Raw genomic sequence first — 15950 nt, forward strand, 5'->3', positions numbered from 1 at the left:
AGACGGCATTTTTTCTATTTTTACAGAGGCCAGATTAAATTTGGATTGCTTTCAATGACTGCTTTGAATTGGTTCTGAATACGCTCAATCGCTTCTTGCGTGTCCGCTTCAAAACGCAATACCAAAATCGGCGTGGTATTGGAAGCACGCATCAGTCCGAAGCCATCGGGGAATTCAACGCGCAGGCCGTCGATGGTGATGATTTCGGTCGCACCTTCAAACTTGGCATTAGCAGCCAGCTCTTCAATCACTTTGTGGCCGTTACTGCCTTCCGACAGGTCGATGTTGAGTTCTGGCGTGGAAATGCTTTGCGGTAGGCTATTCAACACTTCGGACGGATTGTCGAAGGCAGACAGGATTTCCAAGAGGCGTGCGCCGGCATACATACCGTCGTCGAAGCCGAACCAGCGTTCTTTAAAGAAGATGTGTCCGCTCATTTCGCCGGCAACCAGCGCACCGGTTTTTTTCATGGCGGATTTGATGAAGCTGTGGCCGGTTTTTTCCATTACAGGTTCGCCGCCGTGTTCTTTAATCCAAGGCGCGAGCAGGCGGGTGGATTTGACGTCGAAAATCACTTTGGCTTTAGGATTGCGGCTCAACACGTCTTGCGCGAAAAGCATTAATTGGCGGTCTGGATAGATGATGTTGCCGTCTTTGGTGACTACGCCCAAGCGGTCGGCATCGCCGTCAAATGCCAAGCCGATTTCGGCATCGCTGTTTTTCAGCGCGATAATCAAATCTTGCAGGTTTTTCGGTTTGGAAGGATCAGGGTGGTGGTTGGGGAAATTGCCGTCCACTTCACAGAAAAGTTCGGTAACTTCATTGCCCAAACCTTTGTAGAGTTTGCCTGAAAATGCGCCGCCGATACCGTTGCCTGCGTCGATGGCGATTTTCATGGGGCGTTTGAGCTTGATGTGGCCGACGATGTGGTTGTGGTATTCGTCGGAGATGTCTTTTTCGGTTACGCTACCTTGTTTGTCGGCGGCAACAAAACTGTCTTTTTCAATAATGGCTAAAAGTTCTTGAATGGCTTCGCCGGCGAGCGTGTCGCCGCCGAGCATCATTTTGAAACCGTTGTAATCGGGCGGATTGTGGCTGCCGGTAATCATTACGCCGCTGCCGCCGCATTCGTTGATGGCTGCGAAGTAGAGCATAGGAGTGGCAACCATACCGACGTTGAGTACGTCGATGCCGCTGTCGGTAAAGCCGCGTTGGATGTGCTCCATCAGTTCGGGACCGCTCAAGCGTCCGTCGCGGCCGAGTGCGATGCGGGTGATGCCTTTTTCGGCGGCTCTGGTGGCGATGGCTTTGCCGATGAGATAGGTGGCTTCGTTGGTCAGGGTTTTGCCGACAATGCCTCGGATGTCGTAGGCTTTGAAGATGTCGCGGGCAATATTTGCCATGATGGTTTCCTTGTTGTGGTTTCAGGAAAGGAGACTATTTTAACACGTTGCAATATTGTCCGAAGGCCTGCAGGAGGTGTTCAGACGGCATATATGCTTGGATTTTATGCCGTCTGAAACAGAAAAAGCAGCCTTTTATACAGGCTGCTTCCGGATTATCGGTTTATACGGCTTCGGCTTTGATAATGATGACAGGTTCGGTCGGGACATCATCATGGTAGCCGTGGCGTTTGGTGGATACACCTTCGATGGCATCGACAGCGTCAAAACCGTCGACTACCTTGCCGAATACGGCGTAACCCCAGTCTTGTACGACGGTTCTGCCGTACATTTCTTTGGAGCGGTGGTTGAGGAAGGCATTGTCGGCAGTGTTGATGAAGAATTGCGCACTGGCGGAATGGGGGTCGGAAGTGCGTGCCATGGCGATGGTGTATTTATCGTTGGGCAGGCCGTTGGACGCTTCGTTTTGAATCGGATCGCGCGTTTCTTTTTCGTTCATGTTTTCATCCATGCCGCCGCCTTGAATCATGAAGCCTTTGATGACGCGGTGGAAGATTACGCCGTCGTAGAAGCCGTCTTTGACGTATTGTTCAAAGTTTTTGGCGGTAACGGGGGCTTTGTCGAAATCGAGTTCGATTTTGATGTCGCCTTTGTTGGTGTGCAGGATAATCATGGGTTTTCCTTTCGTTAAGAATTTTTTTGCAAATGGTGGTTGGAGGAAAAACTTCAAGGCTGTATGAAAAATATTCTTTATTTGGGAAGAGTCATCCCGAGCGGTTGGCGAAACGTGCGGCAAAGAGTGCAAGCAATGTACCCGTCAGGTCGGCAAAGATGTCGCCCAGACTGCCGGTTCGGGTTTCGGTCAGACACTCCTGCGCGCATTCGCTGACTACGGCGAAACAGAGGGCAAAGACCATCAGGCTGCGATAGGGGATGGGGCGGTTGTCGGTTCTGAATGCTTTGGTCAGAAGCCAGATTTGTGCGAAAAACAGGGCGAGGTGCGCCACTTTGTCAAAATGCGGAAAAGGCGGTGGCGCGGTTTCGGCAGCTTTGAAAAGCAGCGAGTAAATGCTGCCTGCAAACCACAATGCCGAGAGTAGGATAAAGCGGTTGCGCGGCAGATTCATGCTTGTTCCTCTTCAAGCCATGTCCGGCATAGTTTGGATAGGCGCAGGAATTTTCCGCCGCGTGCGGCCAGCATGTCGCGCCAAACGGCAATTTCTTCGGCGGAGGGGGCATCGTCTATGCTGCATTCGTAGAGCAGGAAATTTAAAGTTTCTTCAATGACGGCAACGGATTCGGTTTGGATGAGCCGGTTGAGTTCGGACATAGTGCGGGTTCTCGTTGATGGCGGGAATGCCGTCTGAAAGGGCTTCAGACGGCATTGGGTCATTTGCTGTGCAGGAAACGTGTTGCTTCTTCCCATTTGCCGGAAATGATGTCGGGTATGGCCTGCAGGGATTTGGCGATGGCATCGTCAATCTGTCGGCGGTGTTCCGCACTGGGTTTGTTCAGGACATAGCCAACGACGAGGTTGCGGTCGCCCGGGTGGTCGATACCGAGGCGCAGGCGGTAATAGTCGGCCGTGCCGAGCCGTGCCTGAATGTCTTTCAACCCGTTGTGTCCGCCGTTTCCGCCCCCGAGTTTGAACTTAATCCTGCCGCAAGGAATGTCGAGTTCGTCGTGGACGACGAGGATTTCTTCGGGTTTGATTTTATAAAACTGCGCAAGGGCGGCAACTGCCTGTCCGGAACGGTTCATAAACGTGGTCGGCTTGAGCAGCCAGACATCGCCGTCGGGCAGGGCGGCACGGGCGACTTCGCCGAGGAATTTTTTTTCTTCTTTAAACGAAGCCTTCCACTTCCAAGCCAGTTCGTCGAGGAACCAAAAGCCTGCATTGTGTCGGGTTTGCTCGTATTCTTTGCCGGGGTTGCCCAATCCGACAACCATTTTGATTTTGTTTGACATGTCGTTTTCCATCAGATGCTGTCCGGACGGGATTCAGACGGCATGGTTAGTCTTTTTGGTTAAGGACGCGCCTGCGGCGCGCTTCTTTAGGGTCTGCCTGAAGCGGACGGTATATTTCGATACGGTCTCCGTCGCGTAACGGCGTATCGTCTTTGACTGCCTTGCCGAAAATGCCCAAGGGGGCAGAATGCAGGTCGAGGTCTGTAAAGATTTCGTCCAAACCGCTTTTCAGTGCGGCCGCACGGATACTGGTTCCTTCCTCGACTTGCATATTTTTCAAAACCTGCTTATCAGACAGTCCGTACACGATTTCAATTTCAAGCATAACGGCGGTCTGCCTCTTTGACGAACGCTTCGACCAATGTGGAGGAAAGGTGGCTGAATACAGGGGAAATTAAGGCGGATAAGACGGCATTGGAAAAATCGTATTCAAGGTTGAATTCGATTTTGCACATATCGTCGCCCAAATCGATGAACTTCCATGTCCCGCGCAGGGTTTTGAACGGGCCGTCAAGCAAATCCATACGGATTTCCTTGCCGGGTATGTTGCGGTTGTGTGTGGCGAATGATTGGCGCACGTGCATATAGTCCATAAACAGCCGCGCCTTCAGTTCGTTGCCGCTACGCCCAATGACCTCGGTTTTGCTATACCACGGCAGAAAGCGCGGATAGTCTTCAACCTTATCGACCAGCTCGAACATTTTGTCCGCGCCGTGCATGACCAAGATGCTTTTTTCAACTTTTTTCACGGATATTCCCTAAGCGTCCGGCGTTTGTTTAAAGGCGGTATTATAAACGAAATTTCTGAGATTCAGACGGCATGGTCAAGGAATGGTGCTGTCTGAAAGGGATAAAGAAAACGGCAGCTTGCGGGCTGCCGTTTGTTCGGGGAGTTAAGCCTTGTTTTCAGGCTGCTGCTCGGACTCTGTCGAAGCGGTGTCTGCCGGGGCAGGTGCTTCGGTTTCTTCCCGAGCCGGAGCGTGCGGCGCGTTATCTTCCGCCGCGTCCGCATTCTCGCGCAAGTTGTGGCTGTAATCCTTGGGCGGGCTGGGTTGTTTGCCTGCCATGATCTCCAGTACCTGATCGCGGTCTATGGTCTCCCACTCCATCAGGGCTTTGCACATGGTTTCCATTTTGTCGCGGTTTTCATCCAGGATTTTGTAGGCGATTTGGTATTGCTCGTCCAAAATACGGCGGATTTCCGCATCGATGTCCTGTTGCGTTTTTTCGGAAATGTTTTGAGAACGGGTTACGCTGCGACCCAAGAACACTTCACCTTCGTTTTCCGCATAAACCATCACGCCCATTTTGTCGCTCATACCGTAGCGCGTTACCATTTCGCGGGCCATTTGGGTGGCGCGTTCGAAATCGTTGGATGCGCCGGTGGAGATGCGTCCGACGAAGATGTCTTCGGCAATGCGCCCTCCGAACAGAATCGACAGCTGGCTCAACATCTGGTCTTTATACATGCTGATACGGTCGCGTTCGGGAAGCTGCCAGGTCAGGCCCAGTGCCCGTCCGCGCGGCATGATGGTTACTTTATGTACGGGATCGGTAAACGGCAGGCTTTCGGCAACAATCGCATGTCCGGACTCATGATAGGCCGTTGCGCGTTTCTCGTCTTCGTGCATGACCATGCTGCGTCGTTCGGGACCCATGTAGATTTTGTCTTTGGCATTTTCAAAGTCGCTTTGATCAACCTTGATTTTGTTGTGCCGTCCGGCAAACAGGGCGGCTTCGTTAACCAGGTTTGCTAAGTCCGCACCGGAAAAACCGGGTGTGCCGCGTGCCAGGGACATCAAATCTACGGATTCGTCCAAAGGCACTTTTTGGGCATGGACTTTCAAAATCTGTTCGCGCCCGCGGATATCGGGTAAGGGGACGACCACTTGGCGGTCGAAGCGACCGGGCCGCTGCAATGCCGGATCGAGTACGTCGGGACGGTTGGTTGCCGCAATGACGATGACGGTTTGGTTGCTTTCGAAGCCGTCCATCTCTACAAGCAGCTGGTTCAGGGTTTGTTCGCGCTCGTCGTTGCCGCCGCCCAAACCTGCACCGCGTTGGCGGCCTACCGCGTCAATTTCGTCGATAAAGATGATACAGGGCGCATTTTTCTTTGCCTGTTCGAACATGTCGCGGACGCGGCTTGCACCGACACCGACAAACATTTCGACAAAGTCAGAACCTGAAATGCTGAAGAACGGTACGCCGGCTTCACCTGCAATTGCTTTCGCCAAGAGCGTTTTGCCGGTTCCCGGGCTGCCTGCCAGCAAGATGCCGCGGGGGACGCGCCCGCCCAGGCTTTGATAGCGGTTCGGCGCTTTCAGGTAATCGACGATTTCCTGTACTTCTTCTTTGGCTTCGTCGCAGCCGGCGACATCGGCAAAGGTAACTTTGTTGGCATCTTTGTCCAGCAGGCGTGCGCGGCTTTTACCGAATGAGAATGCGCCGCCTTTTCCGCCGCCCCCCGTCTGCATACGCATGAAGTAGAACCATGCGCCGATGAGCAGCAGGACGGGCAGCAGGCTGTAAAACAGAGTTGCCAGCGCACTCGGTTTTTCATCCGGCGTAACTTTCAGGCGGACATTTTTGTTCAAAAGGGTTTGAATCAGGTTGTCATCCAACGGCGCATTGGTAAAGAATGTGCTCTTGTCGGTGCGTTCGCCTTTAATCAGGTAGCCGCTGACGACAGAACCTTCGATATTGACGCCGGATACTTCGCCGTTGTTGACCTGTTGGATGAACTGAGAATATTCGATTTGTCCGTTGTCTTCTTTTTTGCCGTCTAAAGCGTTGAATGCCGCCATCAGACCGATACCTAAGGCGACCCAGACAAGGATTGATTTAAAGGTGTTCCCCACTTAACAAGGCTCCATGATGTAAGGTAAAAAACGGAAAAGATTGTAAAACACGCCGTCTGTGTTGTCAGCGTTTATTTTTGCCCAATAAATAAATCTCACTGGAGCGATTGCGTGAGGCTTCAGGTTTGCGGGTTTGCACCGTTCCGAAAACTTTGCGCATGGCGGCCATGTATTCCTGATAGCCTGCTCCCTGAAAGACTTTGACTAAAAAGCTGCCGCCTGTTTTCAGGTGTTGCGAGGCAAAGTCAAGGGCCAATTCGCACAGATAGAGGCTGCGTGCCTGATCGCTTACGGCGTTTCCCGACATATTGGGTGCCATATCGCAAATTACAAGATCCAGGGGGCGGTTGTTTAATAAGGTTTCAAATTGTGCCAAGACGTCGTTTTCCCTGAAGTCGCCTTGAATGAAGGATACGCCGTTTACGGCTTCCATGGGTAGGATGTCCAAAGCGAATACCGCGCCGGAAGGGCCGGCCAGCTTGGCAGCGACCTGCGACCAGCTTCCTGGTGCGCTGCCTAAATCCGCCAATGTGGTTCCGGGTTTGATTAGTTTGTCTTTTTCGTTAATTTCCAATAGTTTGTATGCGGCACGGGCGCGGTAGCCGTCTTTTTGCGCCATGTGGACATAGTGATCGTTGACGTGTTCGTGCAGCCACGCTTTTGAGGATTTGGAACGTGAGGCCATAATGGTCGGGGTTGGAATGGAAACGGTCTATTGTACGTTAATTTTGCCCCTGCTGCGCCAAATCGCGTACAATGGGGCATTATTCTTTATGGTTCAAGCACTAGGAAAATGACTGATACAAAACTAAATACCAAAGAAATTTTGGAATTGAAAGCGCGTGCGCATCATTTGAATCCCGTCGTGATGGTCGGACAACAGGGCCTGACGGATTCCGTCATCAGGGAAACCGATGCCGCGCTGACGGCGCACGAGTTGATTAAGGTGCGCGTGTTCGGCGACGACCGTGCCGAACGCATCGAAATCTGCAATGCCTTGTGTGAGGCGGTTGATGCGCAACTGGTTCAGCATATCGGAAAACTTTTGGTATTGTGGCGTAAGAATATCGAAGCCTGATTTTGGAAGCGGTGTGCAGACACCGCTGTTTTTATTGCTGTTCTTTAACGGTTGGTGCGGTTGAAGTCTTGTGCTGTCTATTCTTCAGACGGCATGAGTGCTAAGGAATGTGCCGTTTATGCCGCCGATACTTTGGACGGCTTGAAAGAAACGGTTTAAGCGTTGAGAAAAGTGGACGGTTGAGTACCGATGCCGTCTGGAATGTCTGCTCTCCGGAGAGTCTGACGGCCGGGGTTGGCAGTTTGTGAGTGATGGCATTGCAGACCATCCTTACGGTCGGTTTTTTTATATTGGGGCTTTTATGTGTACGTTGATGCAGAAAGACAGCTTGCTGAATGGCATTTCCCAGACTTTGGGCCTTATTGTCATCCAAACGGGAGGGCGTAATGAAGACAGTAAGATTCTTGCGGGATTGCGCAACAGATTATACGGTCTTGCGCCAGAAGAAATTGATTATGAAGCGGTTGCAAAATTGGTAAAAGAAAAATTTGAGATTTACAAATTATGACGGCGTGTATGAACAATGAAGTGGAAAAGGCGTTTCCTGCAGTTTGGAATGACTTGCTCGAAGACAGATGCATCACTCAACAAGAAAAACCTTGGGGAATTGTTTTGGGCGGTATGCCGGGGTCGGGGAAATCGATCCTTATCCAAAAAGTAGAAGAAGAATTGAATGGGAATGTTATTCCTGTCAATGGAGATGATTTCAGAATCTATCATCCTGACTTTAAAGAAATATATGCGAATCACAAAGGGGATTTTCCCAAATACACGTCTGATTTTTCAAATAAAATGGTGGAACGTGTAATTGGGGAGGCGGTGAAAAACAGATTCAATATTGTTGTTGAAGGAACTTTTAGAAATCCCAATGTACCTGTCAATACTTTATCGATATTTGAAGAACAGGGCTATCACACAAAGGCAGCCATTATTGCAATCGATAAAAATGTGGCATGGGAATCTGCGATAGACAGATACCGTCATGATATGGAAAACGGGTTCTATGCCAGAAAAGTGGATAAATCTTCTTTTGAAGAGGTTGCAGACAATTTGGCTGAGAATGTCCAAATCGTTTTGGAAAGCGGCAAAGCTTCAGTGTTGGAGGTGTATTCAAGAGGAGGGAAATTGTTTGATTCCGGCACGAATCATCCGAAAGAGGTTGAAGGCGTTGTCAATCATGAGCTGCAAGGATTTAATCTGCCGGGGAAAAACATATCAGACTGATTGTCCTTTGGCGTTTGATTTTGTTTAATATTTTGTTTTGTAATGTATTTTTGTACAGGCTATTTTTTTAAATCTCAAACGGAGATGTTTACCGTCCGTTTGATTGGTTGACAGAGTGATTGGAGAGATATTATGCAGTTTCCTTACCGCAATGTTCCGGCTTCGCGTATGCGCCGTATGCGCAGGGATGATTTTTCACGCCGCCTGATGCGCGAACACACGCTGACCGCCGATGATTTGATTTATCCGGTGTTCGTATTGGAGGGGTCGGCGCGCGAGGAGGATGTGCCTTCTATGCCGGGCGTGAAGCGTCAAAGTTTGGACAGGTTGCTGTTTACGGCTGAGGAGGCATCAAATTTGGGAATACCCATGCTGGCACTGTTCCCTGTCGTTACGGCAAATAAGACGGAATGTGCGCAGGAGGCGTATAACCCTGAAGGACTGGTGCCGACGGCCGTCCGCGCCTTGCGCGAGAGGTTTCCCGAACTGGGCATTATGACGGATGTCGCGCTCGATCCGTATACGGTTCACGGTCAGGACGGACTGACGGACGAAAACGGTTACGTGATGAATGATGAAACCGTAGAAGTCTTGGTGAAACAGGCTTTATGTCATGCAGAGGCGGGCGCGCAGGTTGTTGCTCCTTCCGATATGATGGATGGGCGTATCGGCGCCATCCGCGAGGCTTTGGAGGATGTCGGGCATATCCATACGCGGATTATGGCATATTCCGCCAAATATGCTTCTGCATTCTATGGCCCTTTCCGTGATGCGGTAGGCAGTTCGGGCAATTTGGGCAAGGCAGATAAAAAGACCTATCAGATGGATCCCGCAAACACCGATGAGGCGCTGCATGAAGTAGCGCTCGATATTCAGGAAGGTGCGGATATGGTGATGGTGAAGCCCGGTTTGCCGTATTTGGACGTTGTCCGCCGCGTGAAGGACGAGTTCGGCGTACCGACTTATGCCTATCAGGTTTCGGGAGAATACGCGATGTTGCAGGCAGCGATTGCCAACGGCTGGCTGGATGGCGGCAAAGTGGTTTTGGAAAGCCTGCTGGCATTCAAACGTGCGGGTGCGGACGGGATTTTGACCTATTACGCTATTGAGGCGGCAAAGATGCTGAAGCGTTGATTTTCTGCCGGATTAATTGAAATGCCGTCTGAAACCATGGTTTCAGACGGCATTTTGCGTGGATTATACGGTCGTATCCAGTGCGGCGGAAATATCGTTCCAAATATCATCTACGTCTTCAATACCGATGGAGAAACGCAGCAGGCCGGCTTTGATGCCCATTTCCATTTTCACATCATGCGGCACGCCGCTGTGGGACTGGGAATAGCAATGGTTGACCAAACTTTCCACGCCGCCGAGGCTGGAAGCCATTTTGACCAGTTTCATGTTTTTAATCACGTTATTGGCCGCTTCACGTGTGTCGTTTTTGAGATAAACCGTAACCACGCCGCCGATGCCTTTAGGCATTTGTGTTTTTGCCAGTTCGTAATGTTCGTGCGACGGCAGGCCGGGATAGAACACTTTTTCAATGGCAGGATGGGCTTCCAAACGGCGCGCGATTTCGAGTGCGTTTTGGCAATGTGCGTTCATACGCAGAGCCAGCGTTTTGATACCGCGCAACACCAGCCAACAGTCCATCGGACCTGCAATCGCGCCGGTATGCACCATCATATCGTGCAAAGGCTGCGCCAGCTCTTTGGTTTTGGCAACGACGATGCCCATCAATACGTCGGAATGGCCGCACAAATATTTGGTAGCGGAATGGAACACAAAATCGCAACCCATATCCAACGGCTGTTGCAGATACGGCGTGGCGAAAGTGTTGTCGATACCGACCAGTGCGCCGGCTGCTTTGGCTTTCGCTGCGAGGGCTTTGATGTCTACCAAACGCAAAAGCGGATTGGACGGCGTTTCCAGCCAAACCAGTTTGACATTGTGCGCTTTAAGTAGCTCGTCCAAATTATCCGGATTGCCCAAATCGGCAAAAACAACGTTCACCTCCCAATTTTGATAAACATCGACCAATAAATCATAAGCGCCGCCGTAAATATCGGCGACGGCGACAATGGTATCGCCCGGGCGCAGGAAAGTACGCCACACGGCATCAATTCCCGCCATACCGCTGGAAAACGCAAAGCCGGCCGCACCGTGCTCCAAGTCGGCAACGGTATCTTCCAATACCTGACGGGTCGGGTTGCTTAGGCGCGAGTAGCGGTAAGGCACATTTTCGCCAATCTCGTGCAACGCGAACATACTGTTTTGATAAATTGGCGGCATCAGCGCACGGTTGTGTTCGTCGCAATCGTAGCTGGAATGAATGGCTTTCGTGGCGAATTTCATTTGGTCTCTGCCTATGTAGATGTGAATAATCGAAGATTTTATCACTATCTGAAAAATAGAAACAATCAATGCAGCTGCTAAAAGCGAGTGATATAATCTCGCATTTGCAGATTGACGGTATATTCCCCGGCGGAAACGCCATACCATGCACACATCTCAACAATTACATGAATATTAAGGAAAAACAACTCATGAACACTATTGCAGACGTGCAATCCAGCCGAGATTTGCGCAATCTGCCGATCAATCAGGTCGGTATCAAAGACCTGCGATTTCCGATTACCCTGCAAACTGCAGAAGGCATCCAGTCCACCGTTGCCCGTCTGACCATGACGGTTTACCTGCCTGCAGAGCAGAAAGGGACGCATATGTCGCGTTTTGTCGCATTGATGGAGCAACATGCCGAAGCCTTGGATTTTGCACAATTGCATAGGCTGACTGCCGAAATGGTCGCGCTTTTGGATTCCCACTCCGGCAAAATCAGCGTTTCTTTCCCATTTTTCCGCAAGAAAACCGCCCCGGTTTCCGGTATTCAGTCTTTACTGGATTATGATGTCTGCCTCACGGGTGAAATCAAAGACGGAGCATATGGCCACAGTATGAAGGTCATGATTCCCGTAACCTCGCTTTGCCCGTGTTCCAAAGAAATTTCCCAATATGGCGCGCATAATCAGCGTTCGCACGTTACCGTCAGCCTGACTGCCGATGCCGAAGTCGGTATCGAGGAAGTTATCGATTATGTGGAAACGCAGGCGAGCTGCCAACTATACGGCCTGCTCAAACGTCCCGATGAAAAATACGTTACCGAAAAGGCCTACGAAAATCCGAAATTCGTGGAAGATATGGTGCGTGATGTCGCTACTGCACTGATTGCCGACAAGCGTATCAAGAGCTTTGTCGTCGAGAGTGAGAATTTCGAATCTATCCACAACCATTCGGCTTATGCCTATATCGCGTATCCGTAGGCGTATTTGCGATGAACCAAATGCCGTCTGAAAGGCATTGGGGCGGCATTCGCGAATCTGCCGCCGTATCGGTTTGAAATCAATTTGCAATAAAAGTAATAAAGGATGCACTATGACGGTATTAGACAGAGAGCAGGTTCTATCCGCATTTAAAAACCGTAAATCATGCCGGCATTACGATGCGACACGCAAAATCAGTGCCGAGGATTTTCAGTTTATTTTAGAACTTGGGCGTTTATCGCCCAGCTCGGTCGGTTCGGAGCCTTGGCAGTTTGTTGTGGTTCAAAACCCCGAAATCCGACAGGCCATCAAGCCGTTTTCTTGGGGTATGGCGGATGCTTTGGATACCGCCAGTCATTTGGTGGTGTTTTTGGCGAAGAAAAATGCCCGCTTCGACAGCCCGTTTATGTTGGAAAGCCTCAAACGGCGCGGCGTTACCGAACCGGATGCCGTAGAAAAATCTTTGGCGAGGTATCAGGCGTTTCAAGCCGACGACATCAAGATTTTGGACGATTCACGCGCCTTGTTTGACTGGTGTTGCCGTCAGACCTATATCGCGTTAGCCAACATGATGACGGGTGCCGCTATGGCAGGTATCGATTCCTGCCCGGTGGAAGGTTTCAACTATGCCGATATGGAACGCGTATTGTCCGGGCAGTTCGGTTTGTTCGATGCGGCAGAATGGGGCGTGTCCGTCGCCGCGACATTCGGCTACCGGGTTCAGGACATCGCCACGAAAGCGCGTAGGCCGTTGGAAGAAACCGTTATTTGGGCATAAGGCAATGCCGTCTGAAAACGCAAGGATTTTCCAGACGGCATTTTTTAATGCTTATTTAAAACGATTCGCCGGGAGTGAGATAACGCCATTTGCCGGGTGGCAGCCTGCCGAGTTTGACCTTGCCCATGCGGATGCGTTTCAGCCCGACGACGCGCAGTCCGACCAGTTCGCACATACGGCGGATTTGCCGCTTTTTACCTTGTTTCAATACGAAACGCAGTTGGTCTTCGTTTTGCCATTCTACTTTGGCGGGACGCAGTTTCTCACCGTCCAAACTCAATCCGTGATTCAGTAAGGCAAGTCCTTTTTCGTCCAATTTACCGCGCACGCGCACCAAATATTCTTTTTCACTGCCGCTGTTTTCGCCGATAAGCTGCTTGGCGATACGGCCGTCTTGCGTCAATACCAGCAATCCGACTGAATCGATATCGAGCCTGCCGGCGGGGGCAAGACCGATTTTGTGTTTCGGATCGAAACGGATGCGGCTGGTGTCGCCTTCCCAGCGATTTTCAGGGGTAATCAGTTCGGCGGCGGATTTATAGCCTTTTTCCGCTTGTGCGCTGACATAGCCGACGGGTTTGTTCAACAGGATGGTAATGCGTGCTGCCTGCTGTTCGTGGGCTTTCTTGTTCAGTTCGATACGGTCTGCCGGTGAAACTTTCTGACCGAGTACGGCGGTTTTGCCGTTGACCGTTACCCAGCCCTGTTCGATATAGCCGTCGGCTTCGCGGCGCGAACAAAGTCCCAGTTGCGCCATGCGTTTGGAGAGGCGTATGGTATCTTCTGTATGGTCGGAGGAAATTTTGGAATTCATGGGTACTTTCGGGTAAAGGCCGGCTTAGACTAATTGCTCGCCCCAGTGCAGTTTTTGGCGCAGGGTTTTGAAATATTGGTAGTCGGTCGGGTGTAGGATGCGTAAGGGATTGTGGTAGCGGCGGATGATGATGCGGTCGAGGTTTTGCACGTCGATGAAGGATTGTCCGTCGAAATGAACGCGGGCGTCGCCGCTTTGGGTAACGAGGATTTCGATTTCAGATGCGTCGGAAATGGCGATGGGGCGGTTGGTCATGGATTGCGGACAGATGGGTACGAGTGTGAAGGCGTGTAATCCTGCCTGCATGATGGGGCCGCCGGCGGCAAGCGAATAGGCGGTCGATCCGGTGGGGGTGGAGACAATCAGCCCGTCTGAACGTTGTGTATAGACGAATTCCTGATTGACGAAGACTTCAAATTCAATCATCTGTCCGGCACCGCCACGGGAGAGGACGGCATCGTTGAGGGCGAGGGCGCGTTCGGCGGTTTTGCCTTCGCGGATCAGTGTGGCTTCAATCAGGATGCGCTCTTCGGCAAGGTATTTTCCTTCTAAAACAGGCAATAGCTTGTCTGTCATATATTCGCGGGGAATTTGGGTAAGAAAGCCCAAATGACCTTGGTTGATGCCGATAATCGGAACGGCGCGCGGGGCGATTTCGCGGGCGGCAGAGAGAAAGGTGCCGTCTCCGCCTAAGACGGCGACCAGGTCGCAGTATTGCCCCAGTTCGGTCTTGTTGACGATGTGGCAGCCGTCAGTGTCTTGGGTATAGATGCAGCATTCCCTTATACCGACTTCGTCGAGATAGACGGTAAAGCCGTGCTGCTTCAAAAATGTAATCAGTGTGTGTGCAGTATCTTGGATGTCGGGCGTGTTGGGGCGGGTTACGATGCCGATGTTGTGAAAAGGGCTGTTCATGTCGGATGCCGTCTGAAGGTTAGTCTATCCAAATGTCGCGTTCGAGCCTGTCGAGGCGTTCGTTGAGGCGGGCGACGTCGTCACGCAGTTTGTCCACTTCTTCCATCCAGGCGGACAGGGTGGCGGCGTCGATAACGGAGGATTCGGGTTCGCGTGAAAATTCACTGATTTGTTCGGCTATGCTTCTGCCGATTTGTTTGATGCCGTGTCCGATATCGGCGGCACGGCTGCCGATGCTGTTGCCGAGCTGCGTGCCGAAAATCCGTGCCAAGTCGTCTGATGCACGGTAACGCAGGCTGCCGAGCAGGGGTAATACCGCCATGCCGAGTATGAGGTCTCCTTCAAGGCTGATGTCTCCCACCCCCGGCTCGCCTCCTTGCAGGATTTTTTGTACTGCGCTGTTGCGGAAGGTGATTTCTGTATCTGCAAAACCGTTGCTTGCCGATAGAAATCCTTCTTCCGTGATACGTCCGGTCAGTTTCAATCCGGTAATGTTCAGCGCCAGTGTTTTGTCGGCAAATGCGGCAAGCTCCGAGCGGCTGTCGGGGTTTTGCTGAATCAGGTGGTTGATGATGGGGAATAGGGCGGACATGTTTATTTCCTGACTGCGGGCAGAATGCCGGTTTGTTGCTGTTGCCGGTTATTTTACAGGCTTAACCCGTTATCGCAAACGGTAATGATGATTTTGCCCCTGCTGTCGTCGGGTGCGAAATCGGGAGCCGACAAGCCGAGTTTGGCAGCTTCTTCCGTATAGAATTCGCGGCGTGTCGGGTGGCGCGGTTCAATAATGTTTTTCAGTCTTTTGCCGTTGGGTTTTAATGCCGTCTGAAACAGGGTTTCGACGGCGATGTCGCGGTGGACGATATTGACAGGCCGGTTGCCGCCCGGGATGTTTTGCTTTTGAACAAGGCGGCTGACGGGATGGCGTTCGGCGCAATACAGCCCGCCCAGCCGCAGGATGTCGATGTTCGGAACGCCGCCGTCGAGCAGGTATTGCTCGGCGGCAAGGATTTGGCGGGCGGACTCGGTTTGTGGATCGGGTGTGGCAGTTTCGTCGCATTCGCGCACTTTATCGCCGTAAACGCTGGTGCTGCTGGTGAAAATCAGGTGTTGCACGTTGCACGCTCGGGCAAGTTCTGCCCATTGTTTGACGGTATCGGCGTAATGCGTCAGCGAGGATGGCGGCAAAAGACAGAACCAAACGGGTTTGTCGGCGTGGTGCCGCCAAAAGCTTGTATCGCGGGCGAGGTTCGCGCTTTGAAACGCGCTGTTTTGATTGAGGTCGAGAGTGTCGAGGCGTATGGGCAGATTGATATCGTCCGAAGTCAGGCTGCGCTTGACGGCGGCAACGCGGCTGCCGTGTTCGTAAAGTTTCTGCGCCAAAGGACGGCCGAGGTAGCCTAAGCCTAAGATAGATGCGTCGGGGGAGGCGGAAGGGGGGGTATGTATCATGTTTATAGATGGATGCCGTCTGAAAATATAGTGGATTAACTTTAAACCAGTACGGCGTTGCCTCGCCTTGCCGTACTATCTCTGTACTGTCTGCGGCTTCATCGCCTTGTCCTGATTTAAAGTTAATCCACTATAGG

20 protein-coding genes and 1 pseudogene are annotated in these 15950 nt (G+C 51.6%); 6 read left to right on the forward strand and 15 right to left on the reverse strand.

Going from position 1 to position 15950, the window contains the following annotated elements:
- Window positions 1-20: 20 nt before the first annotated feature.
- The 9 genes from DQM57_RS02265 to DQM57_RS02305 all read right to left on the reverse strand — a co-directional run bounded on the left by DQM57_RS02265 (window position 21) and on the right by DQM57_RS02305 (window position 6917).
- Complete coding sequence (locus tag DQM57_RS02265) at window positions 21-1403, reverse strand: phosphomannomutase/phosphoglucomutase (RefSeq protein WP_111726588.1); 1383 nt, start codon at window positions 1401-1403, stop codon at window positions 21-23.
- 163 nt (window positions 1404-1566) lie between these two features.
- Window positions 1567-2076 (reverse strand): peptidylprolyl isomerase, encoded by a 510-nt coding sequence (locus DQM57_RS02270; protein ID WP_039854612.1) that lies wholly within the window; start codon window positions 2074-2076, stop codon window positions 1567-1569.
- Window positions 2077-2167: 91 nt separating this feature from the next.
- Complete coding sequence (locus DQM57_RS02275) at window positions 2168-2530, reverse strand: VanZ family protein (protein ID WP_111726590.1); 363 nt, start codon at window positions 2528-2530, stop codon at window positions 2168-2170.
- Complete coding sequence (locus DQM57_RS02280; RefSeq protein ID WP_002237831.1) at window positions 2527-2733, reverse strand: hypothetical protein; 207 nt, start codon at window positions 2731-2733, stop codon at window positions 2527-2529. The genes DQM57_RS02275 and DQM57_RS02280 overlap by 4 nt, the downstream gene beginning before the upstream one ends.
- Window positions 2734-2792: 59 nt before the next feature.
- Window positions 2793-3371, reverse strand: a complete 579-nt coding sequence (pth, locus tag DQM57_RS02285; RefSeq protein WP_111727612.1) for an aminoacyl-tRNA hydrolase — start codon at window positions 3369-3371, stop codon at window positions 2793-2795.
- Window positions 3372-3417: 46 nt separating this feature from the next.
- Window positions 3418-3696, reverse strand: coding sequence for an RnfH family protein (locus tag DQM57_RS02290; RefSeq protein WP_111726592.1), 279 nt, complete (start codon window positions 3694-3696; stop codon window positions 3418-3420).
- A complete protein-coding gene (locus tag DQM57_RS02295) occupies window positions 3689-4120 on the reverse strand; it encodes a type II toxin-antitoxin system RatA family toxin (protein WP_003677626.1) in 432 nt (143 codons plus the stop codon). The genes DQM57_RS02290 and DQM57_RS02295 overlap by 8 nt, the downstream gene beginning before the upstream one ends.
- A 144-nt stretch (window positions 4121-4264) precedes the next feature.
- The gene (ftsH, locus tag DQM57_RS02300) at window positions 4265-6232 is read right to left on the reverse strand and encodes an ATP-dependent zinc metalloprotease FtsH (protein WP_111726594.1); all 1968 of its coding nucleotides are present in this window, start codon (window positions 6230-6232) and stop codon (window positions 4265-4267) included.
- Between the two features lie 64 nt (window positions 6233-6296).
- Window positions 6297-6917 (reverse strand): RlmE family RNA methyltransferase, encoded by a 621-nt coding sequence (locus DQM57_RS02305; RefSeq protein ID WP_108043975.1) that lies wholly within the window; start codon window positions 6915-6917, stop codon window positions 6297-6299.
- Between the two features lie 108 nt (window positions 6918-7025).
- On the opposite strand from DQM57_RS02305, the gene yhbY reads away from it, so the two are divergent.
- From yhbY to hemB, 4 genes are all read left to right on the forward strand, one after another.
- On the forward strand, window positions 7026-7310 hold the full coding sequence (yhbY, locus tag DQM57_RS02310) for a ribosome assembly RNA-binding protein YhbY (RefSeq protein ID WP_003677631.1): 285 nt from the start codon (window positions 7026-7028) through the stop codon (window positions 7308-7310).
- Window positions 7311-7554: 244 nt separating this feature from the next.
- Window positions 7555-7818: a hypothetical protein gene (locus tag DQM57_RS02315; RefSeq protein WP_223169906.1), complete on the forward strand. Its 264-nt coding sequence runs from the start codon at window positions 7555-7557 to the stop codon at window positions 7816-7818.
- Between the two features lie 8 nt (window positions 7819-7826).
- Entirely contained in the window at window positions 7827-8534 is a 708-nt protein-coding gene (locus DQM57_RS02320; protein WP_167395517.1) for a zeta toxin family protein, read from the forward strand.
- Between the two features lie 132 nt (window positions 8535-8666).
- Window positions 8667-9668, forward strand: a complete 1002-nt coding sequence (gene hemB, locus DQM57_RS02325; RefSeq protein WP_111726598.1) for a porphobilinogen synthase — start codon at window positions 8667-8669, stop codon at window positions 9666-9668.
- Between the two features lie 63 nt (window positions 9669-9731).
- On the opposite strand, the gene DQM57_RS02330 is transcribed toward hemB, so the two are convergent.
- On the reverse strand, window positions 9732-10889 hold the full coding sequence (locus DQM57_RS02330; RefSeq protein WP_111726600.1) for a trans-sulfuration enzyme family protein: 1158 nt from the start codon (window positions 10887-10889) through the stop codon (window positions 9732-9734).
- 191 nt (window positions 10890-11080) lie between these two features.
- On the opposite strand from DQM57_RS02330, the gene folE2 reads away from it, so the two are divergent.
- Window positions 11081-11854 (forward strand): GTP cyclohydrolase FolE2, encoded by a 774-nt coding sequence (folE2, locus tag DQM57_RS02335; RefSeq protein ID WP_039854625.1) that lies wholly within the window; start codon window positions 11081-11083, stop codon window positions 11852-11854.
- A gap of 112 nt (window positions 11855-11966) precedes the next feature.
- Entirely contained in the window at window positions 11967-12632 is a 666-nt protein-coding gene (locus DQM57_RS02340; RefSeq protein WP_111726601.1) for an NAD(P)H-dependent oxidoreductase, read from the forward strand.
- A 55-nt stretch (window positions 12633-12687) separates the two neighbouring features.
- Here DQM57_RS02340 and DQM57_RS02345 read toward each other — a convergent pair whose 3' ends face one another.
- The 5 genes and pseudogenes from DQM57_RS02345 to DQM57_RS09750 all read right to left on the reverse strand — a co-directional run.
- A complete protein-coding gene (locus DQM57_RS02345) occupies window positions 12688-13446 on the reverse strand; it encodes a pseudouridine synthase (protein ID WP_111726603.1) in 759 nt (252 codons plus the stop codon).
- Between the two features lie 24 nt (window positions 13447-13470).
- Window positions 13471-14361, reverse strand: a complete 891-nt coding sequence (locus tag DQM57_RS02350; protein WP_107960188.1) for an NAD(+) kinase — start codon at window positions 14359-14361, stop codon at window positions 13471-13473.
- Between the two features lie 19 nt (window positions 14362-14380).
- Complete coding sequence (locus tag DQM57_RS02355; protein ID WP_107960189.1) at window positions 14381-14953, reverse strand: ubiquinone biosynthesis accessory factor UbiJ; 573 nt, start codon at window positions 14951-14953, stop codon at window positions 14381-14383.
- Between the two features lie 53 nt (window positions 14954-15006).
- Window positions 15007-15813, reverse strand: a complete 807-nt coding sequence (locus tag DQM57_RS02360; protein WP_107960190.1) for an SDR family oxidoreductase — start codon at window positions 15811-15813, stop codon at window positions 15007-15009.
- An 18-nt stretch (window positions 15814-15831) separates the two neighbouring features.
- Window positions 15832-15948 (reverse strand): annotated as a pseudogene (locus tag DQM57_RS09750) (IS5/IS1182 family transposase); the annotation flags it as partial.
- Window positions 15949-15950 lie beyond the last annotated feature (2 nt).

Source organism: Neisseria cinerea (assembly GCF_900475315.1).
GTDB lineage: Bacteria > Pseudomonadota > Gammaproteobacteria > Burkholderiales > Neisseriaceae > Neisseria > Neisseria cinerea.

Excerpts from the sequence above, each read along its gene's own strand:
- DQM57_RS02265 (WP_111726588.1), bottom strand. The coding sequence starts at position 1,403 with ATGGCAAATATTGCCCGCGACATCTTCAAAGCCTACGACATCCGAGGC.
- DQM57_RS02270 (WP_039854612.1), bottom strand. The coding sequence starts at position 2,076 with ATGATTATCCTGCACACCAACAAAGGCGACATCAAAATCGAACTCGAT.
- DQM57_RS02275 (WP_111726590.1), bottom strand. The coding sequence starts at position 2,530 with ATGAATCTGCCGCGCAACCGCTTTATCCTACTCTCGGCATTGTGGTTT.
- DQM57_RS02280 (WP_002237831.1), bottom strand. The coding sequence starts at position 2,733 with ATGTCCGAACTCAACCGGCTCATCCAAACCGAATCCGTTGCCGTCATT.
- pth (WP_111727612.1), bottom strand. The coding sequence starts at position 3,371 with ATGTCAAACAAAATCAAAATGGTTGTCGGATTGGGCAACCCCGGCAAA.
- DQM57_RS02290 (WP_111726592.1), bottom strand. The coding sequence starts at position 3,696 with ATGCTTGAAATTGAAATCGTGTACGGACTGTCTGATAAGCAGGTTTTG.
- DQM57_RS02305 (WP_108043975.1), bottom strand. The coding sequence starts at position 6,917 with ATGGCCTCACGTTCCAAATCCTCAAAAGCGTGGCTGCACGAACACGTC.
- yhbY (WP_003677631.1), top strand. The coding sequence starts at position 7,026 with ATGACTGATACAAAACTAAATACCAAAGAAATTTTGGAATTGAAAGCG.
- DQM57_RS02320 (WP_167395517.1), top strand. The coding sequence starts at position 7,827 with ATGAACAATGAAGTGGAAAAGGCGTTTCCTGCAGTTTGGAATGACTTG.
- hemB (WP_111726598.1), top strand. The coding sequence starts at position 8,667 with ATGCAGTTTCCTTACCGCAATGTTCCGGCTTCGCGTATGCGCCGTATG.
- DQM57_RS02330 (WP_111726600.1), bottom strand. The coding sequence starts at position 10,889 with ATGAAATTCGCCACGAAAGCCATTCATTCCAGCTACGATTGCGACGAA.
- folE2 (WP_039854625.1), top strand. The coding sequence starts at position 11,081 with ATGAACACTATTGCAGACGTGCAATCCAGCCGAGATTTGCGCAATCTG.
- DQM57_RS02340 (WP_111726601.1), top strand. The coding sequence starts at position 11,967 with ATGACGGTATTAGACAGAGAGCAGGTTCTATCCGCATTTAAAAACCGT.
- DQM57_RS02345 (WP_111726603.1), bottom strand. The coding sequence starts at position 13,446 with ATGAATTCCAAAATTTCCTCCGACCATACAGAAGATACCATACGCCTC.
- DQM57_RS02350 (WP_107960188.1), bottom strand. The coding sequence starts at position 14,361 with ATGAACAGCCCTTTTCACAACATCGGCATCGTAACCCGCCCCAACACG.
- DQM57_RS02355 (WP_107960189.1), bottom strand. The coding sequence starts at position 14,953 with ATGTCCGCCCTATTCCCCATCATCAACCACCTGATTCAGCAAAACCCC.
- DQM57_RS02360 (WP_107960190.1), bottom strand. The coding sequence starts at position 15,813 with ATGATACATACCCCCCCTTCCGCCTCCCCCGACGCATCTATCTTAGGC.